Source organism: Janthinobacterium sp. RA13 (genome assembly GCF_000745325.1).
Classification (GTDB): domain Bacteria; phylum Pseudomonadota; class Gammaproteobacteria; order Burkholderiales; family Burkholderiaceae_D; genus Janthinobacterium; species Janthinobacterium rivuli.
Window position 1 is genome coordinate 701,366 of record NZ_JQNP01000001.1, and the last position, 16,332, is coordinate 717,697.

14 protein-coding genes are annotated in these 16,332 nt (G+C 62.0%); 13 read left to right on the plus strand and 1 reads right to left on the minus strand.

Translation table 11 applies throughout. The features are described from left to right. Positions 1-144: 144 nt before the first annotated feature. The 3 genes from FG13_RS03045 to FG13_RS03055 all read left to right on the plus strand — a co-directional run bounded on the left by FG13_RS03045 (position 145) and on the right by FG13_RS03055 (position 2,004). Positions 145-951 carry a TOTE conflict system archaeo-eukaryotic primase domain-containing protein gene (locus tag FG13_RS03045; RefSeq protein ID WP_035818278.1) on the plus strand — a complete coding sequence of 269 codons (807 nt, stop codon included), beginning with the start codon at positions 145-147 and terminating at the stop codon, positions 949-951. A 53-nt stretch (positions 952-1,004) separates the two neighbouring features. Then, entirely contained in the window at positions 1,005-1,454 is a 450-nt protein-coding gene (locus FG13_RS03050; protein WP_035818280.1) for a VOC family protein, read from the plus strand. Between the two features lie 109 nt (positions 1,455-1,563). Beyond that, a complete protein-coding gene (locus FG13_RS03055) occupies positions 1,564-2,004 on the plus strand; it encodes a hypothetical protein (protein WP_035818282.1) in 441 nt (146 codons plus the stop codon). Between the two features lie 148 nt (positions 2,005-2,152). On the opposite strand, the gene FG13_RS03060 is transcribed toward FG13_RS03055, so the two are convergent. Further along, on the minus strand, positions 2,153-3,214 hold the full coding sequence (locus tag FG13_RS03060) for an NAD(P)H-dependent flavin oxidoreductase (protein WP_035818286.1): 1,062 nt from the start codon (positions 3,212-3,214) through the stop codon (positions 2,153-2,155). An 87-nt stretch (positions 3,215-3,301) separates the two neighbouring features. Between FG13_RS03060 and FG13_RS03065 the strand changes: the two genes are divergently transcribed. The 10 genes from FG13_RS03065 (at position 3,302) to FG13_RS03110 (ending at position 16,285) form a co-directional block, all read left to right on the plus strand. Next, positions 3,302-4,174, plus strand: coding sequence for a LysR substrate-binding domain-containing protein (locus tag FG13_RS03065; protein ID WP_035818289.1), 873 nt, complete (start codon positions 3,302-3,304; stop codon positions 4,172-4,174). Further along, positions 4,171-5,301 (plus strand): YbfB/YjiJ family MFS transporter, encoded by a 1,131-nt coding sequence (locus FG13_RS03070; RefSeq protein WP_035818292.1) that lies wholly within the window; start codon positions 4,171-4,173, stop codon positions 5,299-5,301. The genes FG13_RS03065 and FG13_RS03070 overlap by 4 nt, the downstream gene beginning before the upstream one ends. 153 nt (positions 5,302-5,454) lie before the next feature. Next, positions 5,455-5,781: a hypothetical protein gene (locus tag FG13_RS03075; protein ID WP_235211649.1), complete on the plus strand. Its 327-nt coding sequence runs from the start codon at positions 5,455-5,457 to the stop codon at positions 5,779-5,781. Positions 5,782-5,856: 75 nt separating this feature from the next. Beyond that, a complete protein-coding gene (locus tag FG13_RS03080) occupies positions 5,857-7,158 on the plus strand; it encodes an EAL domain-containing protein (protein ID WP_200880244.1) in 1,302 nt (433 codons plus the stop codon). A gap of 188 nt (positions 7,159-7,346) precedes the next feature. Next, positions 7,347-8,021, plus strand: a complete 675-nt coding sequence (locus FG13_RS03085; protein ID WP_200880245.1) for a response regulator transcription factor — start codon at positions 7,347-7,349, stop codon at positions 8,019-8,021. Beyond that, positions 8,018-10,390: an ATP-binding protein gene (locus FG13_RS03090; RefSeq protein ID WP_051958422.1), complete on the plus strand. Its 2,373-nt coding sequence runs from the start codon at positions 8,018-8,020 to the stop codon at positions 10,388-10,390. Before FG13_RS03085 ends, FG13_RS03090 begins: the two co-directional genes overlap by 4 nt. A gap of 20 nt (positions 10,391-10,410) precedes the next feature. Beyond that, complete coding sequence (locus tag FG13_RS03095) at positions 10,411-11,655, plus strand: MFS transporter (RefSeq protein WP_081922394.1); 1,245 nt, start codon at positions 10,411-10,413, stop codon at positions 11,653-11,655. Between the two features lie 306 nt (positions 11,656-11,961). Further along, positions 11,962-12,516, plus strand: a complete 555-nt coding sequence (locus FG13_RS03100; RefSeq protein ID WP_035818300.1) for a fimbrial protein — start codon at positions 11,962-11,964, stop codon at positions 12,514-12,516. Positions 12,517-12,657: 141 nt separating this feature from the next. Then, a complete protein-coding gene (locus FG13_RS03105) occupies positions 12,658-13,353 on the plus strand; it encodes a fimbrial biogenesis chaperone (protein WP_235211650.1) in 696 nt (231 codons plus the stop codon). Positions 13,354-13,471: 118 nt separating this feature from the next. Continuing rightward, positions 13,472-16,285 carry a fimbria/pilus outer membrane usher protein gene (locus FG13_RS03110; protein ID WP_200880246.1) on the plus strand — a complete coding sequence of 938 codons (2,814 nt, stop codon included), beginning with the start codon at positions 13,472-13,474 and terminating at the stop codon, positions 16,283-16,285. The last annotated feature ends 47 nt before the right edge of the window (positions 16,286-16,332 follow it).

The following is a 16,332-nucleotide window of genomic DNA, read 5'->3' on the forward strand; positions in this document are numbered from 1 at the left end:
TTTGTTTCGTGCATCATGCTGGCCCTGGCCGCTCATGCTGCCGGTGCTGACGTGCAGCGTGACGGCGGCCGGAATGGACGCTGGCGCTCGGCTATAATCCGGGCACGTTGACAAGTCTTGCTCAACGTTATTACGAGGCCGCACATGCATAAACTGATTTCCGAACTCACCCGCCTGTACCTGTTCGACGAGCAACAGCAATACGTCGAGGCCGATGGCGGCGCGCAGCCGCTGACGCCAGCCGTGCTGGCGCGCCATCTGTCGGGCGAGCAGACGGTGGCGGTGCAACTCGTGACCGGGAGCGGCCTGACGCGCGCCTTGGTGCTGGAGTTTGGCGGTAAGGGCGGCGGCGAGGCGCACTGGAGCGCGTTGTGCATGATCGCCAATGCCGTGCAGCACGAGCTGGACTTGCCGGCGCCCGCCGTCAGCATCTCGGGCAGTGCATTCCAGCTGTGGCTGTCGCTGGCCACGCCCGTACCCGTCGCGCAGGCGCGCCAGTTCGTCCAATTGCTGCGCTCGACTTTCCTGCCAGCATCGACCGACATCCTCGCCATCGTGCCGCCAGACTACGTGGAACAGGCGGCGCTGCCGCCGTGCCTGCAGCCGACGGGCAAGTGGGCCGCCTTCATCCACCCCAGCATGGGCGCCGCCTTTGTCGATGAGCCGGGCCTGGACATGCCGCCGCCGCCCGCCGCCCAGCTGGGCTTCCTGGAAAGCTTGCGCAGCATCACCCCGGGACAATTCGCGCAGGCGCTGGCCAAGCTGCAGGGCCATGCGGGCCTGCTTGACGCCGTGCCCGCTCCCGCTCCCGCTCCCGCCATCGCCGCATTGCCAGTGGCAACGTCCGCGACTGCGCCGGGCTTGCTGCTGCAGGACGCCACCCTGGAAGACATCGTGCGTTGGCTGCATGCGCGCAATATCGAGCCGACTTTCCGGCACAGGCTGCCGTAGCGGGGCGTTCGTTCTCCCTGACCGCACACTACGTTAGACACCCAGGAGGCAACATGACAGTCAAGCGCATGGACAACGTCGGCATCGTGGTAGAAGACATCGATGCCGCCATTGCATTCTTCACCGAACTTGGTCTCGTTCTCGAAGGGCGCGCCCCGGTTGAAGGAGAGTGGGCAGATAGGGTCACCGGACTGCACGGCATGCGCGTCGAGATTGCCATGATGCGTACGCCGGACGGTCACAGCCGTCTGGAGTTATCCCGCTTCCTCGCGCCGCCCGTGGTCGCCGATCACCGCAACGCCCCAGTGAACGCGCTCGGCTACCTGCGCGTCATGTTTACCGTCGAGAATATCGACGATACGCTCGTCCGGCTCGTCAAACGCGGCGCGAAGCTGGTCGGCGAAGTAGTCCAGTACGAAAACATGTACCGGCTCTGCTATATTCGTGGTCCGGAAGGAATCCTCATCGGGCTTGCCGAACAGCTCGGTCAGAAGACGACCTGAGGGAATCCCACCGGATCGGCGCCTAGCCCGTTAGTGAAACGACGGCAGCCGGCCAGCAGCAGTCGTTGAATATCCAATCAATCTTGTGCAAAAAACTGGGAGAACTACATTGGGAGTAATTGCAGACTTCTTTATCGCCGGTCCAGCCGAGGCCATCCGATATGCAAATCGGATTGAAGAGCCTGACGAAGGCGAGGAAATTGCGCTTTTGTTGAATCCGGTCCAATTCAATGGCATCACAGACCTGGAAATCGGTACTCTTTGGGCCATTTTGGAAAGCAGGGAGTGGGATATAGAAAAACACATGCCTGAAGACATTTACGTTGAGGAGGACGGCGAGTCCTGGCTTCACCGATTTCCGGACGAGTTGACAAGCCTTCTTGCAAATTCAAATGCGGACGGGTTGGAGAGCGCATCGGAGCAATGGGCAAAAACTGAAGAGATCGACTGCGATGCAGCAGATTTGCAGCCGCTATTAAAGGATTTGCAATCGCTCGCACGGCAAGCCGCCACCACGGGACAATCCATGTATCTTTGGGGCTGTCTCTAAGGCTACTTCGTGGCAAGCGTAACATCGCTGAAAGGTCCGTTTCGCGCCTGAAGCGGATACTGCAATTGGGTCGCAGCATCTAGCCAACACGGCATGCGACCAAGGGCTTTCTTGTCCTGGCCGCCCGCATGTCAGCGGCGTGCTGAAATCAGCGCGCCATTTCCCTGGCCAGTGTCAACACCAGTTCCTCCGCCCCCATTTCCCGCGCCAGCGGCGCGCCCTGGCCAGCCCATTGCGCGGCGAATTCGCTGTTGCCGTGCTGGCTGGCCAGCGCGTTCAGTTGCTTGGCGGCATCGTAGGCGACGGGGTAGTCGGCTGGTGGCGGGCTGCCCGGCGCTTCGCCGTAGTCGATGAAGCGGTTCACCATGCCGCGCGCGAGGCGGCCCGAGAGTACGCTGGTCAGGCGCGTGGCCGATGCCCGCTCGCTTTTCAGGTTGGCGCGGTAGCCGGCATTGGCCGACGATTCCGGGCATAGCACGAATGCCGTGCCCAGCTGCGCGGCTGCCGCGCCCAGGTCCAGCGCGGCGCGAATGCCTCGCCCATCCATGATGCCGCCGGCGGCGATCAGGGGCAGGGCGGTGCGGCCCGCCAGCAGGCGCAGCAGCACGCTGGTGCTGTGGCGCTCGTCCGGCGCTTGCGGGTCGAACACGCCGCGATGGCCGCCCGCTTCCACGCCTTGCGCCACGATGGCGTCGACGCCGGCCTGTTCGATCAGGGCCGCCTCGCGCAGATTGGTGGCGGTGGCCATGGTGTAGATGCCGGCCTGGCGCAGGGCCTGGACTTGCTGCGGCGTCGGCAAGCCGAAATGGAAGCTGACGACGGCGGGGCGCAGTTCCAGCAACAGATCGAATGCCGCCTCATTGCCGATGAACGTTGCGTAGATTTCGTCGAGTTCCACGGGCACGCTTGCGCCCAGCTCGGCGAACAGGGGCGCCAGATGGGCCAGCCAGGCCGCTTCGCGCCGCGCATCCCGCACGGCCGGCGCATGGCAAAACACATTCACATTGAAGGGCTTGTTCGTCAGCGCGCGCGTGTCGGCTATCACCTGGCGCGCCTGCGCCACCGTGCCGGCGCCGATGGCCAGCGAACCGAGGCCGCCCGCGTTCGAGACGGCGGCGACCATGCGCGGCGTGGAGACGCCCGCCATTGGCGCCTGGATGATGGACAGTTGCAAGCCGAGGCGGTCGAGAAAGGCTTGGGAGGAGCTCATGGTGTTTCCTTCACGAAGTTAAGGCGGCTATGCGGTATTCGTATTTAAAGAATATAATAGCATAATCATTTTCAAATGGAGAATACGATGGAGTCGGAATCATTGCGGATTTTTTGCTCTGTCGCCAGTGAGCTGAGCGTGACCCAGGCCGCCGCCAGGCTGGGCCGCGCGCCATCCAGCGTCACCACGCGCATCCAGCAGCTGGAAGCCGATATCGGCGCGGAACTGTTCGTGCGCACCAATAAACGCATGGCCCTGACGGCGGCCGGCGAGCGCTTTCTTGAGTATGCGCAGCGTTTGCTGGCGCTGGCGGAAGAAGCGCGGCACGTCGTCACGGGCGGGCGCGAGGGCGGCACCTTGCGCGTCGGCAGCATGGAAAGCACGGCGGCCAGCCGGCTGCCGGCCCTGCTGGCCGCGTATCACGCCCGCCATCCGGCCACGCGCCTGACGCTGAGCACGGGGCCGTCGCGCCCCCTGATCGAGCAGGTGCGCACGGGCTTGCTCGACTGCGCCTTCGTCGCCTTGCCGCCCGCGTTCGGCGGCGCCGGCGCGCTGGAGGAACTTGGCCTGGCATCGACAGCCGTGTGGCGCGAAGTACTGTGTTTGCTGCTGCCGGCCAGCGAAGGGCAAGTGCGCCGCGCCTCGGATGTGCGCACGCGCTCGCTGGCGGCGTTTCCGCAGGGCTGCACCTACCGCGGCATCGCCGAAGAGCTGCTGGGCGTGGCCGGCAGCACGCAGTGGCGGGTGCAGGAGCTGAGTTCATATCACACCATGATCGCCTGCGTGGCGGCCGGCGCCTGCGTGACCCTGCTGCCGGCCAGCGTGCTGGCGCTGTCGGACGCGCCGGCCACCTTGACAACCTTGCCCGCAGGGCAGATTGACACCGTGCTGGTGTGGCGCACCGGATTCGACGTGCCCGCCTTTCAGCATTTGCTGGCGCAGCTCGGCGAGGCGCCGTGAGCGCGCCGGCCAGGCTGCGCGCGGCCATCGCCGCGGCGGCCATTCTCGCCATCGGCATGGGTTTTGGCCGCTTCGCCTTCACGGCCATCTACCCTCACATGGTGGAGGAAGGCGTGTTGAGTTTGCGCGATGGCAGCCTGGCCGCCTCGGCCAACTATGCCGGTTATTTGCTGGGCGCCATCCTGGCCATGCGCGCGCGGGCGCACAACGCGCACCGGCTGTGCCTGTGCTCGGTGGCCGGCACGGCCATCTGCCTGGGCGTGCTGGCCTTGCCTATGCCCGTCTGGCTCATCGTGGCGGTGCGCGGCGTGGCGGGCGTCTTCAGCGCCCTGGCCATGGTGGCGGCCTCGCTGTGGCTGCTGGTGCAGCGCCGGCAGGCGCGCGGCGCGCCGCTGCTGTACGCGGGCGTGGGCGCCGGCATTGCCGTCTCGGCCGAATTGCTGGTGCTGGCGTCGCACCTGGGCTGGCACAGCGCCGACATGTGGCTGCTGCTGGCCGGCGTCACCGTGCTGGCGGGGCTGGCGGCCGCGCCCGCGATTGCCGCCAGCGGCCAGACGACGCCGGATGCGCCGCTGCCAGCCGCTGCATCGGCGTTGGCACCCGTGGCGCCGTGGCCGCTGGTGCTGATCTACGGACTGGCAGGGCTCGGCTACATCGTCACGGCCACGTATTTGCCCGTGCTGGTCGGCGCGGCCTTGCCCGGACTCAATTCCGCCCACATATGGGCCGTTTTCGGCCTCGGTGCGGCACCCTCGTGTTTCCTGTGGCACCGGCTGCACGAACGCCTGGGCACGCGCCAGGTGCTCAGGCTCAATTTGCTGCTGCAGGCGCTGGGCGTGGCCTTGCCCGTGCTGGCGCCCTCGGCCGCCGGTTATCTGCTCAGCGCCATTCTCGTCGGCGGCACGTTTGTCGGCACGGTGACCATCGCCATGCCTGCCGCGCAGCGGGCCGCAGTCAAGGCCGGCAGCAACATGATGGCCATCATGACGGTGGTGTATGGCATCGGACAGATCCTCGGCCCCTTGCTGGCCGGCAGCCTGTATGCGCAGTCGCATAGTTTCAATAATGCATTATTGGCGGCGGCCGGCGCGCTGCTGCTGGCGATTGTCGTCAGCCTGCGGCTGTAAGCCGCCGCTTTAAATGCTCGCTGGGAATTTTAGGACTGTTCTGATTTCGGTCAAGAAAGTCTGTCGCTACACTTCAAGTCATCACCGGTTCGCGCCAGCCCCCATGCGCATGGCGCGGCCGGTTCCTGACCTTCCATATTGAAAGTAGCGGCTATGACAAAGCAAATACAGCAGCATTCCCCACGCGTGACGGGATTACGCAACCGGCTTCCTCTGAATGCCGCAAGCGGTTTTCGCAATGCCGATCTGCTCGATGTGCTCATCGATTTTCTGGGCTTGAAGAACGATGCGGCCCTGGGGCGCGAATTGCAGGTGTCGGCGCCCATCCTTTCCAAAATCAGACATGGTTCGCTGCCAGTGAGCGCCGCCATCCTCATACGCATGCACGAAGTGAGCCGCTTGAGTATTCAAGAGCTGCGGGCATGCATGGGCGATCATCGCACGCGTTTCGGCATGCCCGATGACGAGGACAGCAATTAAGAGGCTTGCCGCCCGTCATTTTCTGGCGTTCCCACTCTTTGTTCACCCATGCGTCTTAACCCAAGGAAAACTTCCGTGAAAACCATCAGCTCCCCTGTGCGTAGCGAATTTCATTGCCTGCGCGTGCTGACCTTGACGCCTGATACGGACAAGAGTGGTGCCCGATGGCTGGGCACGATGCTGAGTGCCATCAATGTTGCAGACGTGAAAAGTATCAATTCCTTGAGCTTGATTCCCTCGCTTTTGCGCGAAGGGAAGGTTGACGTGATCGTCGCGGATGTCGAACATGGTGGCCTGATGGTGCCGACCTTGCTCAAGACGCTCGATGCGGCCAATCCGCTGGCGCGTTTTCCGCATGTGCTGTGGGTTGGCCAGCCGACGCTGCTCAATTTGCTGCAAGGGCAAGCCGCGGCGATGCTGGAAAAACCGGCGGTTGCCCGCATCGGCGGCCTGTCCGTGTCGGCATTATTGGCGCATGCCCGGCTGGCGCATCGCGCCGGCATCAATGTCGGCATGGTCTACGGTGGAGGTAATGCCGCGTTTGCCGAGGCCTTGCGCGCCTTGCTGCTGGTCCCGTCGATCAAGCGGGAGGCATCCTGTTTTGCGCCGTCCGACGGTCCGACGGAAGCCGATGTGATCGAAGCGTTGACGACAGGCAAGAATCTGCGCGTGATGCTGCAGCCGCAGTACGATTTGCGTACCAGGCGCATCATCGGCGCCGAGGCGCTGCTGCGCTGGAATCATCCCGGCGTTGGCGAAGTGCCGCCATCGGTGCTGATTCCCATGGTCAACCGCCTGGGCCTGCACTTGTTGTTGTTCAGCTTTATCGAGACGCGCGTGATCGACGTCCTGCTGGTGCTCAAGAGCCGCCAGGTGACCTTGCCCATCGCCCTGAATGCTTCTGCCGAAACCGTGTGTACGCCAGGTCTCGCGCAGCGGCTGGCTGAAAAGATGCAGCGGGCTGGTGTGCCGCCGCAATTGCTGAAAATTGAATTGACTGGCGATCTGCCGGTCGACGATGAACTGCTGCTGTCCGCCTCGCTCAATACGCTGCGCGCGAAAGGATTTCCCGTTTCGCTCGATGATTTTGGGCAAGGTTCATCGACCCTGAATCTGCTGGCCAGGATGTCCTTTGACGAGGTCAAGATCGATGGCGCGTTTGTGCGCGACATGAAAACCAGTGCCTCCGCGCAGGCCGTGATTACCGCGACGGTCAATCTGGCACGGTTGATGAATCTGAAAGTGGTGGCGGAAGGTATCGAGGATTCGTCATGCATCGAGGCGCTGTGCCAGCTTGGCTGCCCCACGGGGCAAGGCTATGCATTGGCGCGCCCCCTGGAGTTGCGCGACTTTTTCGCCAGCGTCAGCAATAAATAATGCGTGCCTTCGCTAATGCAATAAAAGTAACTTTATTGTGATGTGAGTCTGAAGGCGGGTCAATCGAAGCATTTTTGTTGCACAGGAGCACCTATGTTAATAAACTGCATCTCGTATGGCGGTCGTGGCACAAATAGGAGTAATCTCATCAAAAGAAACTTTTTTCATACAGCGTCTGGTTCTTGCCCATGCCTATGAAACGCTTACGCATTGCCTTGCTCGACGATCACGCCGTGGTGCGGCATGGCCTTGTGGCCCGCCTCGGCGCGGAACCGGATATCGACGTGGTGGGCGCCTACAGTACCAGCCGGGAGCTGATCGCGGGCTTGCTCGCGGCCCCAGCCGACGTCATTTTGCTCGACTATGCGCTGGGTCCGGACGAACTCGATGGCGTGTCGTTGATCCGTGCGCTGCGGGCCAAATTCCCCGATTGCCCCATCCTCGTGTTGTCCACGCATCATGAGCCGGCCACGGTGGCGCTAGCCTTGCGCGTCGGCGCCCGCGGTTTTGCCGGGAAGGGCGAGGAAATGTCGGAACTGGTCAAGGCGCTGCGCAAGGTGGTGTCGGGCGCCGTGTACCTGAGCGCCGAGATGTCCTATCGGGTGGCGGAGGCGAGCACTACCTTTGATGCGCGAGAGGGTGAGGACGGCGCGGATGCGCTGCTGCTGGGGGCGGCGCTGTCGGCGCGCGAGCGCGAGGTGATCCGCTGTTATCTGGCGGGGATGACGGTGACGGAAATCGCCGAAAAATTCAAGCGCAGCATCAAGACCATCAGCTCGCAAAAGACCACCGCCTTCCGCAAGCTCGGCGTCACGTCGAATAATGAACTATTCAAGATCAGGCATACCATAGGCGAAGCATGAGGCGCTGGCGAGCCGGCATCGCCGCTTTCCTGCTGGCCGTTTGCTGCATGGCGGCGCAGGGGCAGGAAAGGGCGCACGCGCTCAACGCCGCGGAGCAAGCCTGGGTGCGCGCGCATCCCGTGTTGAAGCTGGGCCTGCTGCAAAACCGGCCACCATTTGAAATCGTCCAGCGCGGCGCGACCGGGGTTGGCATCGCCGCCGATTACATCAAAGTCATTCAACGGCATAGCGGCCTGGACTTTGACATCGTGACCTTGGCCGACACGGACAACGGTCTGGCTGCGCTGCGTGAAGGCAGGGTCGATTGCCTGCCCGCGGTGCGCAGCATCGGCACGCCGGAGCAGGTGCCCGGCATCAGCTACAGCTTGCCCTACCTGTCGACCACGGCTATTGCCGCCACGCGTGAACAGGGTGAACCTGGTGCCGATGGCATCGCATTCGATGGCAAGACCGTGGCGCTGCCGGCCGCGGAAGCTGGCCTGTTCGGTCCCTTCCTGCGTGAACGCCACGACGGCATGCGCATCGTTGTCAGTCCCACCATGCGTCAGGCGCTGGCGCTGCTGTCGAAAGGCGGCGCCGACGTCGCCATCGGCAGCAAGGCGCAGTTATTGCCGGGATTGATGCGCGAGGAAGGCGCGGACCTGCATTTTACGGAACTGCCCGTGGCGATGACGTCCGACGTGCGCATGGCGTTGCGCGATAGCGATCCCTTGCTGGTATCGATCGTGAACAAGTCGCTGGCCGCGATGACCCCGGCCCAGATCCGGCTGGTACGCCAGGATTGGCTGGGAGCACCGGGCGATGATCACTCGGGCATGCTGTTCTCCGCGGACCACTTTGGCGAACATGTGGGCCTGGCTGTCGCCTTGCTGCTGATCCTGGCGGGCCTGGCGTACCAGGCCTACAGCGCGCACCGGCGTGCCTTGCGCAACGAGCGCAGGGCGGCCATGTTCCTGGCCGTGATGAGCCATGAAATCCGCTCGCCCATGAATGCCGTGCTGGCCGCCGTGGAATTGCTGCGCTCCACGCCCATGAATGCGGAGCAGCGTCACTTTGTCGACCTGGCCAGCAACGGCGGAAATATCCTGCTGCGCTTGCTCGACGACGTGCTCGATGTCTCCAAGCTGGAGGCGGGGCAACTCACGCTCAGCCTCGATGCCATCGATGTCGCGGCCCTGGCCAACGACGTGGTGGCCCTGCAGCAGCTGCGGGCGCGCGAGAAGGGCATTACGCTTGATGTGGTGCTGCCCATGGCGGTGCCGCTGCTGATGCTGGACGAGGCCAGGCTGTTGCAGGTGCTGCACAACCTGGTCTCGAACGCCATCAAATTTACGGCGACAGGCGGCGTCGAGATACAGATCGCCATGCTGGACGACGGGCCGGGGCAGGCGCGGCTGGAAATTGCCGTTGCCGATACGGGCATCGGCATAGCCGCCGCCATGCAGGCGACCCTGTTCCGGCCATATGTGCAGGTGGAGGGTACCTACAAGCGTTCGGGCGGCACCGGCCTGGGTCTCGTCATTTGCCGCGAATTGGTGACATTGATGCAGGGCACGATCACCATCGATAGCGAGATGGGCAGGGGTACGCGCATGCTGATTTCCTTGCCTGCACAGATAGCGTCCGGGGCCGCTCCGGCGATAGACGCGGTCGTTGCGGGGCCCGTCCCGGTGGGTGGCACGGCGGCGCAGCGCCTGTCGATCCTGGTGGTTGAGGATGTGCCGGCCAACCAGGCCGTGTTGCGGGCCCAGCTCGCCAGCCTGGGCTGCGATGCCGACATTGCCGAGAATGGCGCCAGGGCATTGGCCTGTTTCCAGCTGCGCGAATATGACCTGGTACTGATGGATTGCGACTTGCCCGACATCGACGGCTACAGCCTGACGGCCGAATGGCGCAGGCGCGAAGCGGATCTGGAGCAGGCGCGCTGTCCGGTCATCGCGATTTCCGCTTCGACGGGCGAGGATCATGCGGAACGCTGCTTCGAGGCAGGCATGGATGGCATATTGAGCAAGCCGATCCGGTTGGCGAAACTGCAGGATATCGTCGAACTGTGGTGCGACGTGGCCTTGGCGCTGCATGCGCCGCCGATGGAAACCCTGGCGGTATTCGATATGCCGCAGGTGCGCGCAGCGTTCGCCAACGATATGGGCGAGTTGCTGCAGGCCATGGTCATGCACGAACCGGATGGTGCGGTGCGTGCCGCGCATCGCCTGCATGGCGCCGCCCTGGCCATGCAATGGACGGAGATGGTGCAGCCGGCAGGGCAGCTCGAGAGCCTGTTGCGCAGTGAGGCAGCGCACGCTGATGCGCGTTGCGGCCAGCTTCTGCAGGACGTAGTGGCAGCCTGGCGCAGCCGCGGTCAGCATTGATTTCAATTGAAAGGAGCATCATGTTGCGCAGGATGAACAAGAATAAAAAAGAGGCCATGGGGATGCTGGCGTTGATGTTGCCGACCACCTTGCTGTTCCTGGTATTGTCCGGCATGGATCCGACAAAGTTGCCGTTGGCATCCCAGCCCCTGCCATTCGGCCTGCCCGCGACGCTTGGCAATTTCCCGATAGCGGCCGTGATCTTTTACATCAGCATGGGGTTGACGGGGCTGGTGCTGGCACTGCTGCCGGAAACCCTGTCGCGCAAGAAAACCTTGCTGGCGGGCTTCCTGTTGCTGGCGGTCGCTGCGTTGATGGGCATGTTTTCCCGCTCGCTATTTGAACTGTGCTGCTGGAGCTTGCTGGGCGGCATCGGATGCACGATGAATATCTGTGCCTGGATCAGTATCGGGGCCACGTATTTCCCCCGCCATTGCGCCTTGGTCGTGGGACTCATGATTTGCCTTACCGCGGCCAGTAACATTGTCGCGAACAAACTCAGCGCCATTCAGCATGCCATCAATGAACAGGGTAAACTGCCCCTGTTGCCCGCCCTGGCGGGCATGCTCATCCTGATCCTGCTGTATATCCTGATCTGGCATTTTTTCCAGCAGATCAGCGCCGCCGGCGAGCGGCGTTTTATCCGTCCTGAAGCCAGGAGCCAGGTGGGGTCGGTCTGGTCCCGTGCTCCGTTGCTGCTGTTTCTGGCAGCCGTATGCCTGCCATTGAGTGCGGGTAATTTCGACTACCTGTATAGCGTGTACATGCGCGAGATACTGGGATTTCCCCTCAGGACGGTAGAGATGGTGATCGGCATTGCCATGAGTGCAACCTTGCTATCGCCACTGGGCGGCTGGCTGGGGGACCGCCATGGCGCCATGAAAATACTGTTGATCACGCTCCCCATCACGGCGGCTATCGGCGGCCTGATAGCGTTGGAATGGCATCTGCCCGTGGATATCCTCATGTTGCTGGCATTCCTCCTGGGCTTTGGCTTGAGCGCCGTGTTTTATATCAACATCCTGGCGGCCCTGATCCAATCGGTGCCGCCCATGCAGAACATGCGGGCGGCGGGCTTGTTCTATGTCGCGTTCAACCTGGGCATTCCTGCCACGGATGTGCTTTTCACCCATCTGAAAGAGAGGGTGGGCTTGACAACGCTGGTGTTATTGCAGCTTGTCTTGCCACTGGTGCTGGCGACCGTTCTGGTCTGGCTGGCGCAGCGCATCTTGACGCCTGCCGATCAGGCGGTGCCGCCCGGCTGATCGGCAGGCCTTTACCTTGCCTGCAAGCGCCGCCTTGCAGGCTTTCCCATCGCTTTCATCCCCGCACTGCCTCCCCCATTTTCTCCATCCACGCCGCAACGTCAATTTGCCAGGCCGCTTGCATCCTGTGCGTGTTGTTGCCGATGCGTGCGTCTATTTGCACATGTCTTATCCGGCGGCGCGGATTTTTAAGACCATTCTCATATCGACAACTACCGCGGCTATGTAAAGTACGTATCTGCAACAACAGCCGCGTTCCTACATTAACTGGTGCGCATTTACCTTTATCTTTCAGGAGTAGTCTCAATGAAATCCCAAGTCCGTATCCTCGCCGTTCTGCTGGCCGCCGCTGTAAGCCAATCCGCTTTCGCTTCCGATGGCACGATCAATTTTGAAGGCCAACTGCTCGATTCGACTTGTACCGTGAATGTTAACGGCACGGTTGGCCCTGCTGCTGCGACCGTGACATTGCCGAAAGTCTCGGCTGCCCAGCTGAAAACGGCTGGCACCATTGCAGGTCAGACAGGTTTTAACATTACGCTGAGTGCTTGTAGCGGTACGACCACCAAGGCCGCCGCATTTTTCGAAGCGGGTGCCAACGTTGATCCACTGACCCATAATCTGAGAAATAACGACAAGAGCGTAGATGGTGCCCAGAATGTTCAGCTGCAGCTGGTCGATGCCAATAACGGTCAGGTGATCAAGGCTGGTGATTTCTCGCAAGTTGCGAATACCAGCAAGGTCACGAAAGATGCTAGCGGCGGTGCGGTTCTGCCGTATGCCGTGCAATATATTTCCACCGGCGTTGCCGCTGCCGGTCTGGTGAAGGGTGCCGTTACCTACTCCATCACTTACGAGTAATCCACTCGCCAGGGAAGCACGTCCTCGCCGCATAGGCGGGACGCGCTTCCGGTCTACATTCTGAGGTCTTCCATGCTCCCCTATCATTCATTGCAAAGTTCGTTGTTGCTCAGTCTCGCCTTGTTGTTTTGTTCTTCCTCAATGGCCAGCGTAGTGATCACGGGCACGCGGCAGATTTATCCGGCGAAGCAAAAGGAAATCACGGTCAAGCTCAATAACGATGGCGCAGTGCCGGCGCTGGTGCAGGCGTGGGTCGATGCTGGCGATGTCGCATCGACGCCGGCGGCGGCCAAAGTGCCTTTTGTGCTGACGCCGCCGCTGGCCCGCATCGATCCGGGCAAGGGCCAGAGCCTGCGCCTGATATTTGTCGGTCCGGCCCTGCCGGCAACGAAAGAATCGGTGTTCTGGCTGAATATGCTGGAGATCCCGCCCAAGTCGCAAGACGCCGATGTGAACAGCCTGCAGATGGCGTTCCGCTCACGCATCAAGATTTTTTATCGCCCCGAGGGGCTCGCTGGCAATCCTGTCGACGCGATCGAACAAGTGCAATGGCGTGCCGTTTCTGCCAGCAGTGGCAAGGGCTTTGCCCTGGAAGCATACAACCCGTCCGCCTTTCACGTGTCGGTGGCGTCGCTGTCGCTGGTGGCCGGCGCCCAGCGCAGCGAGAGTGATGGCGGCATGGTGGCGCCAGGCGAGACGAAACAATTTGCGCTGCCCTCCCTGAAGGCCTTGCCTGCCGCAGGCGCACAGGTGGAGTTTAGCGCCATCAATGATTACGGTGTCCCGATGCCGGCACGGCGTAGCCTTTCTGCGCCGGCCGCGCGGCCCGCTCCTTAAGGTTTGAATCATGAATAATCATCGCCACGTCTTCTATTATCCTCAAGCAAGGCCAAGTCCAGGCGTCAATGCGCTTGTTGGCAGTATGCTCAAGGCGGTGGCGTTCAGTTCATGTGCTTTGACCGTAACAGCTGCGCATGCGGACCAGGTCGAGTTTAATAGTGTTTTCTTGCCGGAAGGCTCGCGCAGCCTGGATCTCGCTATTTATCAAAAAGGCAATCCTGTCTTGCCGGGCACGTACCGCGCCGATATCGCTCTCAACGGCGAGCTGAGAAATCGCCAGGATATCCGCATCAATGCCAACGATGACGGCAGTAATCCCGTGGTGTGCATATCGCGCAAACTGCTTGAATTGCTGGGCGTGAATATATCACTGCTGTCGCCGGAAGCCATGACCTTGCTGGCAGAAGGGCAGTGTGTCGAATTGGGCAAATTGATAGCGAATGCCACGGCCGTGTTTTTGCCGGAGATTCAGCAGGTCAGTATCAGCATTCCCCAGGCGTCGCTGCGGCGCAATGCGCGCGGTTATGTCAGCCCGGAACTGTGGGATAGCGGTGTCACTTCGGGCATGTTGGGCTACAACTTTAACAGCTATCACAACAAGAGTGGCGGAACGTCATTCGACTCCGCTTATCTGGGTCTCAACGGCGGCTTCAATATGGGCGGCTGGCGTTTTCGCCATAATGGCGCACTCAGCTGGCAGCAGCAGGGAGGCAGTCGTTACCAGGTGCTCGATACCTATGCGCGGCGCGACATGACGGCGCTGAAAAGCCAGCTGACACTGGGCGATGCGAATACCAGCGGGGAGATTTTCGATACCTTGTCCTTCCGGGGTGTGCAACTGGCCAGCGATGACCGCATGTTACCCAATTCCTTGCGCGGCTATGCGCCCGTGGTGCGCGGCATTGCCCGCACCAACGCTCGCGTGAGCATACGCCAGGCGGGCAATCTCCTGTTTGAAACGACGGTGGCGCCAGGCGCCTTCGTCATCGATGACATGTATGCCACGGGTTACGGTGGCGACTTGAACGTGACGGTGTCCGAAGCGGACGGTAGCGAACAGCGCTTTGTCGTGCCGTATGCGGCCGTCAGCCAGTTGCTGCGTCCGGGTTCGCTGCGCTTCGGCGCGGCGGCTGGCGTAACGCGCAATAATTTCTTGAGCAAGCAGGCGCGCGTCCTGCAGGGCACTTTGCAGTATGGTTTGAATAATAGCCTGACCGGTTACGGTGGCTTGCAGGCCAGTGAGGACTATTTGTCCCTGCTCGGCGGCGTGGCCTTTGCATTACCGATAGGTGCCGTATCCATCGATCTGAGTCACGCGCAGACGAAACTTGCCGCGGACACGGCCAAGGGCCAAAGTCTGCGCTTGTCATACAGCAAGAATGTCTTGAGCACCGGCAGTAATTTCTCGATGGCTGCTTACCGTTTTTCCACCAGCGGCTATCTGGATTTTGCCAATGCGACGCAAGTACTCGACGCCGAACGCAATGGTTACGATTCCAATATGCAGTATAGACCCCGCAACCGCGTGTCCTTGACCGCCGACCAGCGCCTGGGTGCGTGGGGGCAGGTCAGCATCAGTGGTTATGCACAGAATTACTGGAACCGGCCGGGCCAGGACTTGCAATATCAGCTCAGCTACAACAAGCAGGTGGGGCGCGTGAGCTACGGCATCAATGCCAATCGCAGCAAGGTATCTTATGGCGGCATGGAAAGCAGGATACAACTGACCTTGAGCATGCCGCTGGGTGGCAATGACAGTCTGTACAGGCCGCAAATGTCGGCGCAGGTATCGCGCGACACGGATGGCCGCTATGACCAGCTGGCAACGCTGAGCGGCAGCGCGGGAGAAGAACGGCAATTTAGCTATGGCGCATCAGTGAGCCGCAATGGCAGCAGCAACAGCAGCACCCTCAACGGCCAGTATACCGGGGCGCAGGCGATGGTTGGCGCCAGCGTGGGGCGCGGTACCGGCTATAGCAGTGCCTCGGTCAGCATGAGCGGCAGCGTGGTGGCCCATCCGGGCGGTGTGACCCTGACGCCGCTGCGTGGCGAAACCATCGCCGTCGTGCATGCGCCTGGTGCCGCCGGCGCCAGGGTGGCCGGCTATCCTGGCCTCAGGCTCGACGCCAGCGGCAATGCGGTTCTGCCCTATTTGCGTCCGTATGAATTGAATGAAGTGGCGATTGATCCGCAGGGCACGTCGATGGATGTCGAGCTGAGCGAAACAAGCCAGCAGGTGGCACCGCGCGATGGCGCTGTCGTATTTTTGAAGTATGGCACCAGCACGGGCCGCGCGATCCTGTTCAACGTGAGCTTGGCGAACGGCGAGGCGCTGGCCTTTGGCGCCACAGTGAAAGATGAGCAGGGCTTGCCGGTGGGCGTGGTGGGACAGGGCGGCCAGCTGTATGCGCGCCTGCAGGAAACTACCCGGCAGTTGTCGATTTCCTGGGGCGGCAGGGCGCATGAACGTTGTACCTTGGCCATTCCCGCATCTGTCATGCAGGGCGAGGGCGGCAAGCTGCAGCAGGCCGATGCCGTGTGCGTACCGGAATTGATCAACGCCAAGGCGGCGCCCGCCGATGAACGCAGCGCCGAACTGCTGGGCGGCACGCATACGGTCGACATTTTCGTCAATGGCCAGCGCATGGAACGGCGCGACGTGGCCTTCCTGCCGGTGGCTGGAGAAAGCCGCCCCTCACCGTGCATGAGTACGGTGGATTTGCAGGAATATGGCGTGCAGCTGTCCAAAGCGCAGCATCTGCTGCCTTGCCAGCAAGTGCTGGCATCGATTCCCGGCGCCAGCTGGAGTCAAGAGGCTGCCGTCCAGCGCCTCGATCTGCAGGTGCCTCCGGCATTCCTCACGGCGCGCTCGCCGCGCCAGGGCCCGCAGCTGGCCGCCGCAGGCATCACGCAAAAGAGAAAGCCATAAAGCTGTGCAATGGCTGGAGCATGCCGCCATGTGGGCATGCTCCGATA

Coding starts and splice junctions, on each gene's coding strand:
- FG13_RS03045 (WP_035818278.1), top strand. CDS start 145: ATGCATAAACTGATTTCCGAACTCACCCGCCTGTACCTGTTCGACGAG.
- FG13_RS03050 (WP_035818280.1), top strand. CDS start 1,005: ATGACAGTCAAGCGCATGGACAACGTCGGCATCGTGGTAGAAGACATC.
- FG13_RS03060 (WP_035818286.1), bottom strand. CDS start 3,214: ATGAGCTCCTCCCAAGCCTTTCTCGACCGCCTCGGCTTGCAACTGTCC.
- FG13_RS03065 (WP_035818289.1), top strand. CDS start 3,302: ATGGAGTCGGAATCATTGCGGATTTTTTGCTCTGTCGCCAGTGAGCTG.
- FG13_RS03075 (WP_235211649.1), top strand. CDS start 5,455: ATGACAAAGCAAATACAGCAGCATTCCCCACGCGTGACGGGATTACGC.
- FG13_RS03085 (WP_200880245.1), top strand. CDS start 7,347: ATGCCTATGAAACGCTTACGCATTGCCTTGCTCGACGATCACGCCGTG.
- FG13_RS03090 (WP_051958422.1), top strand. CDS start 8,018: ATGAGGCGCTGGCGAGCCGGCATCGCCGCTTTCCTGCTGGCCGTTTGC.
- FG13_RS03095 (WP_081922394.1), top strand. CDS start 10,411: ATGTTGCGCAGGATGAACAAGAATAAAAAAGAGGCCATGGGGATGCTG.
- FG13_RS03100 (WP_035818300.1), top strand. CDS start 11,962: ATGAAATCCCAAGTCCGTATCCTCGCCGTTCTGCTGGCCGCCGCTGTA.
- FG13_RS03105 (WP_235211650.1), top strand. CDS start 12,658: ATGGCCAGCGTAGTGATCACGGGCACGCGGCAGATTTATCCGGCGAAG.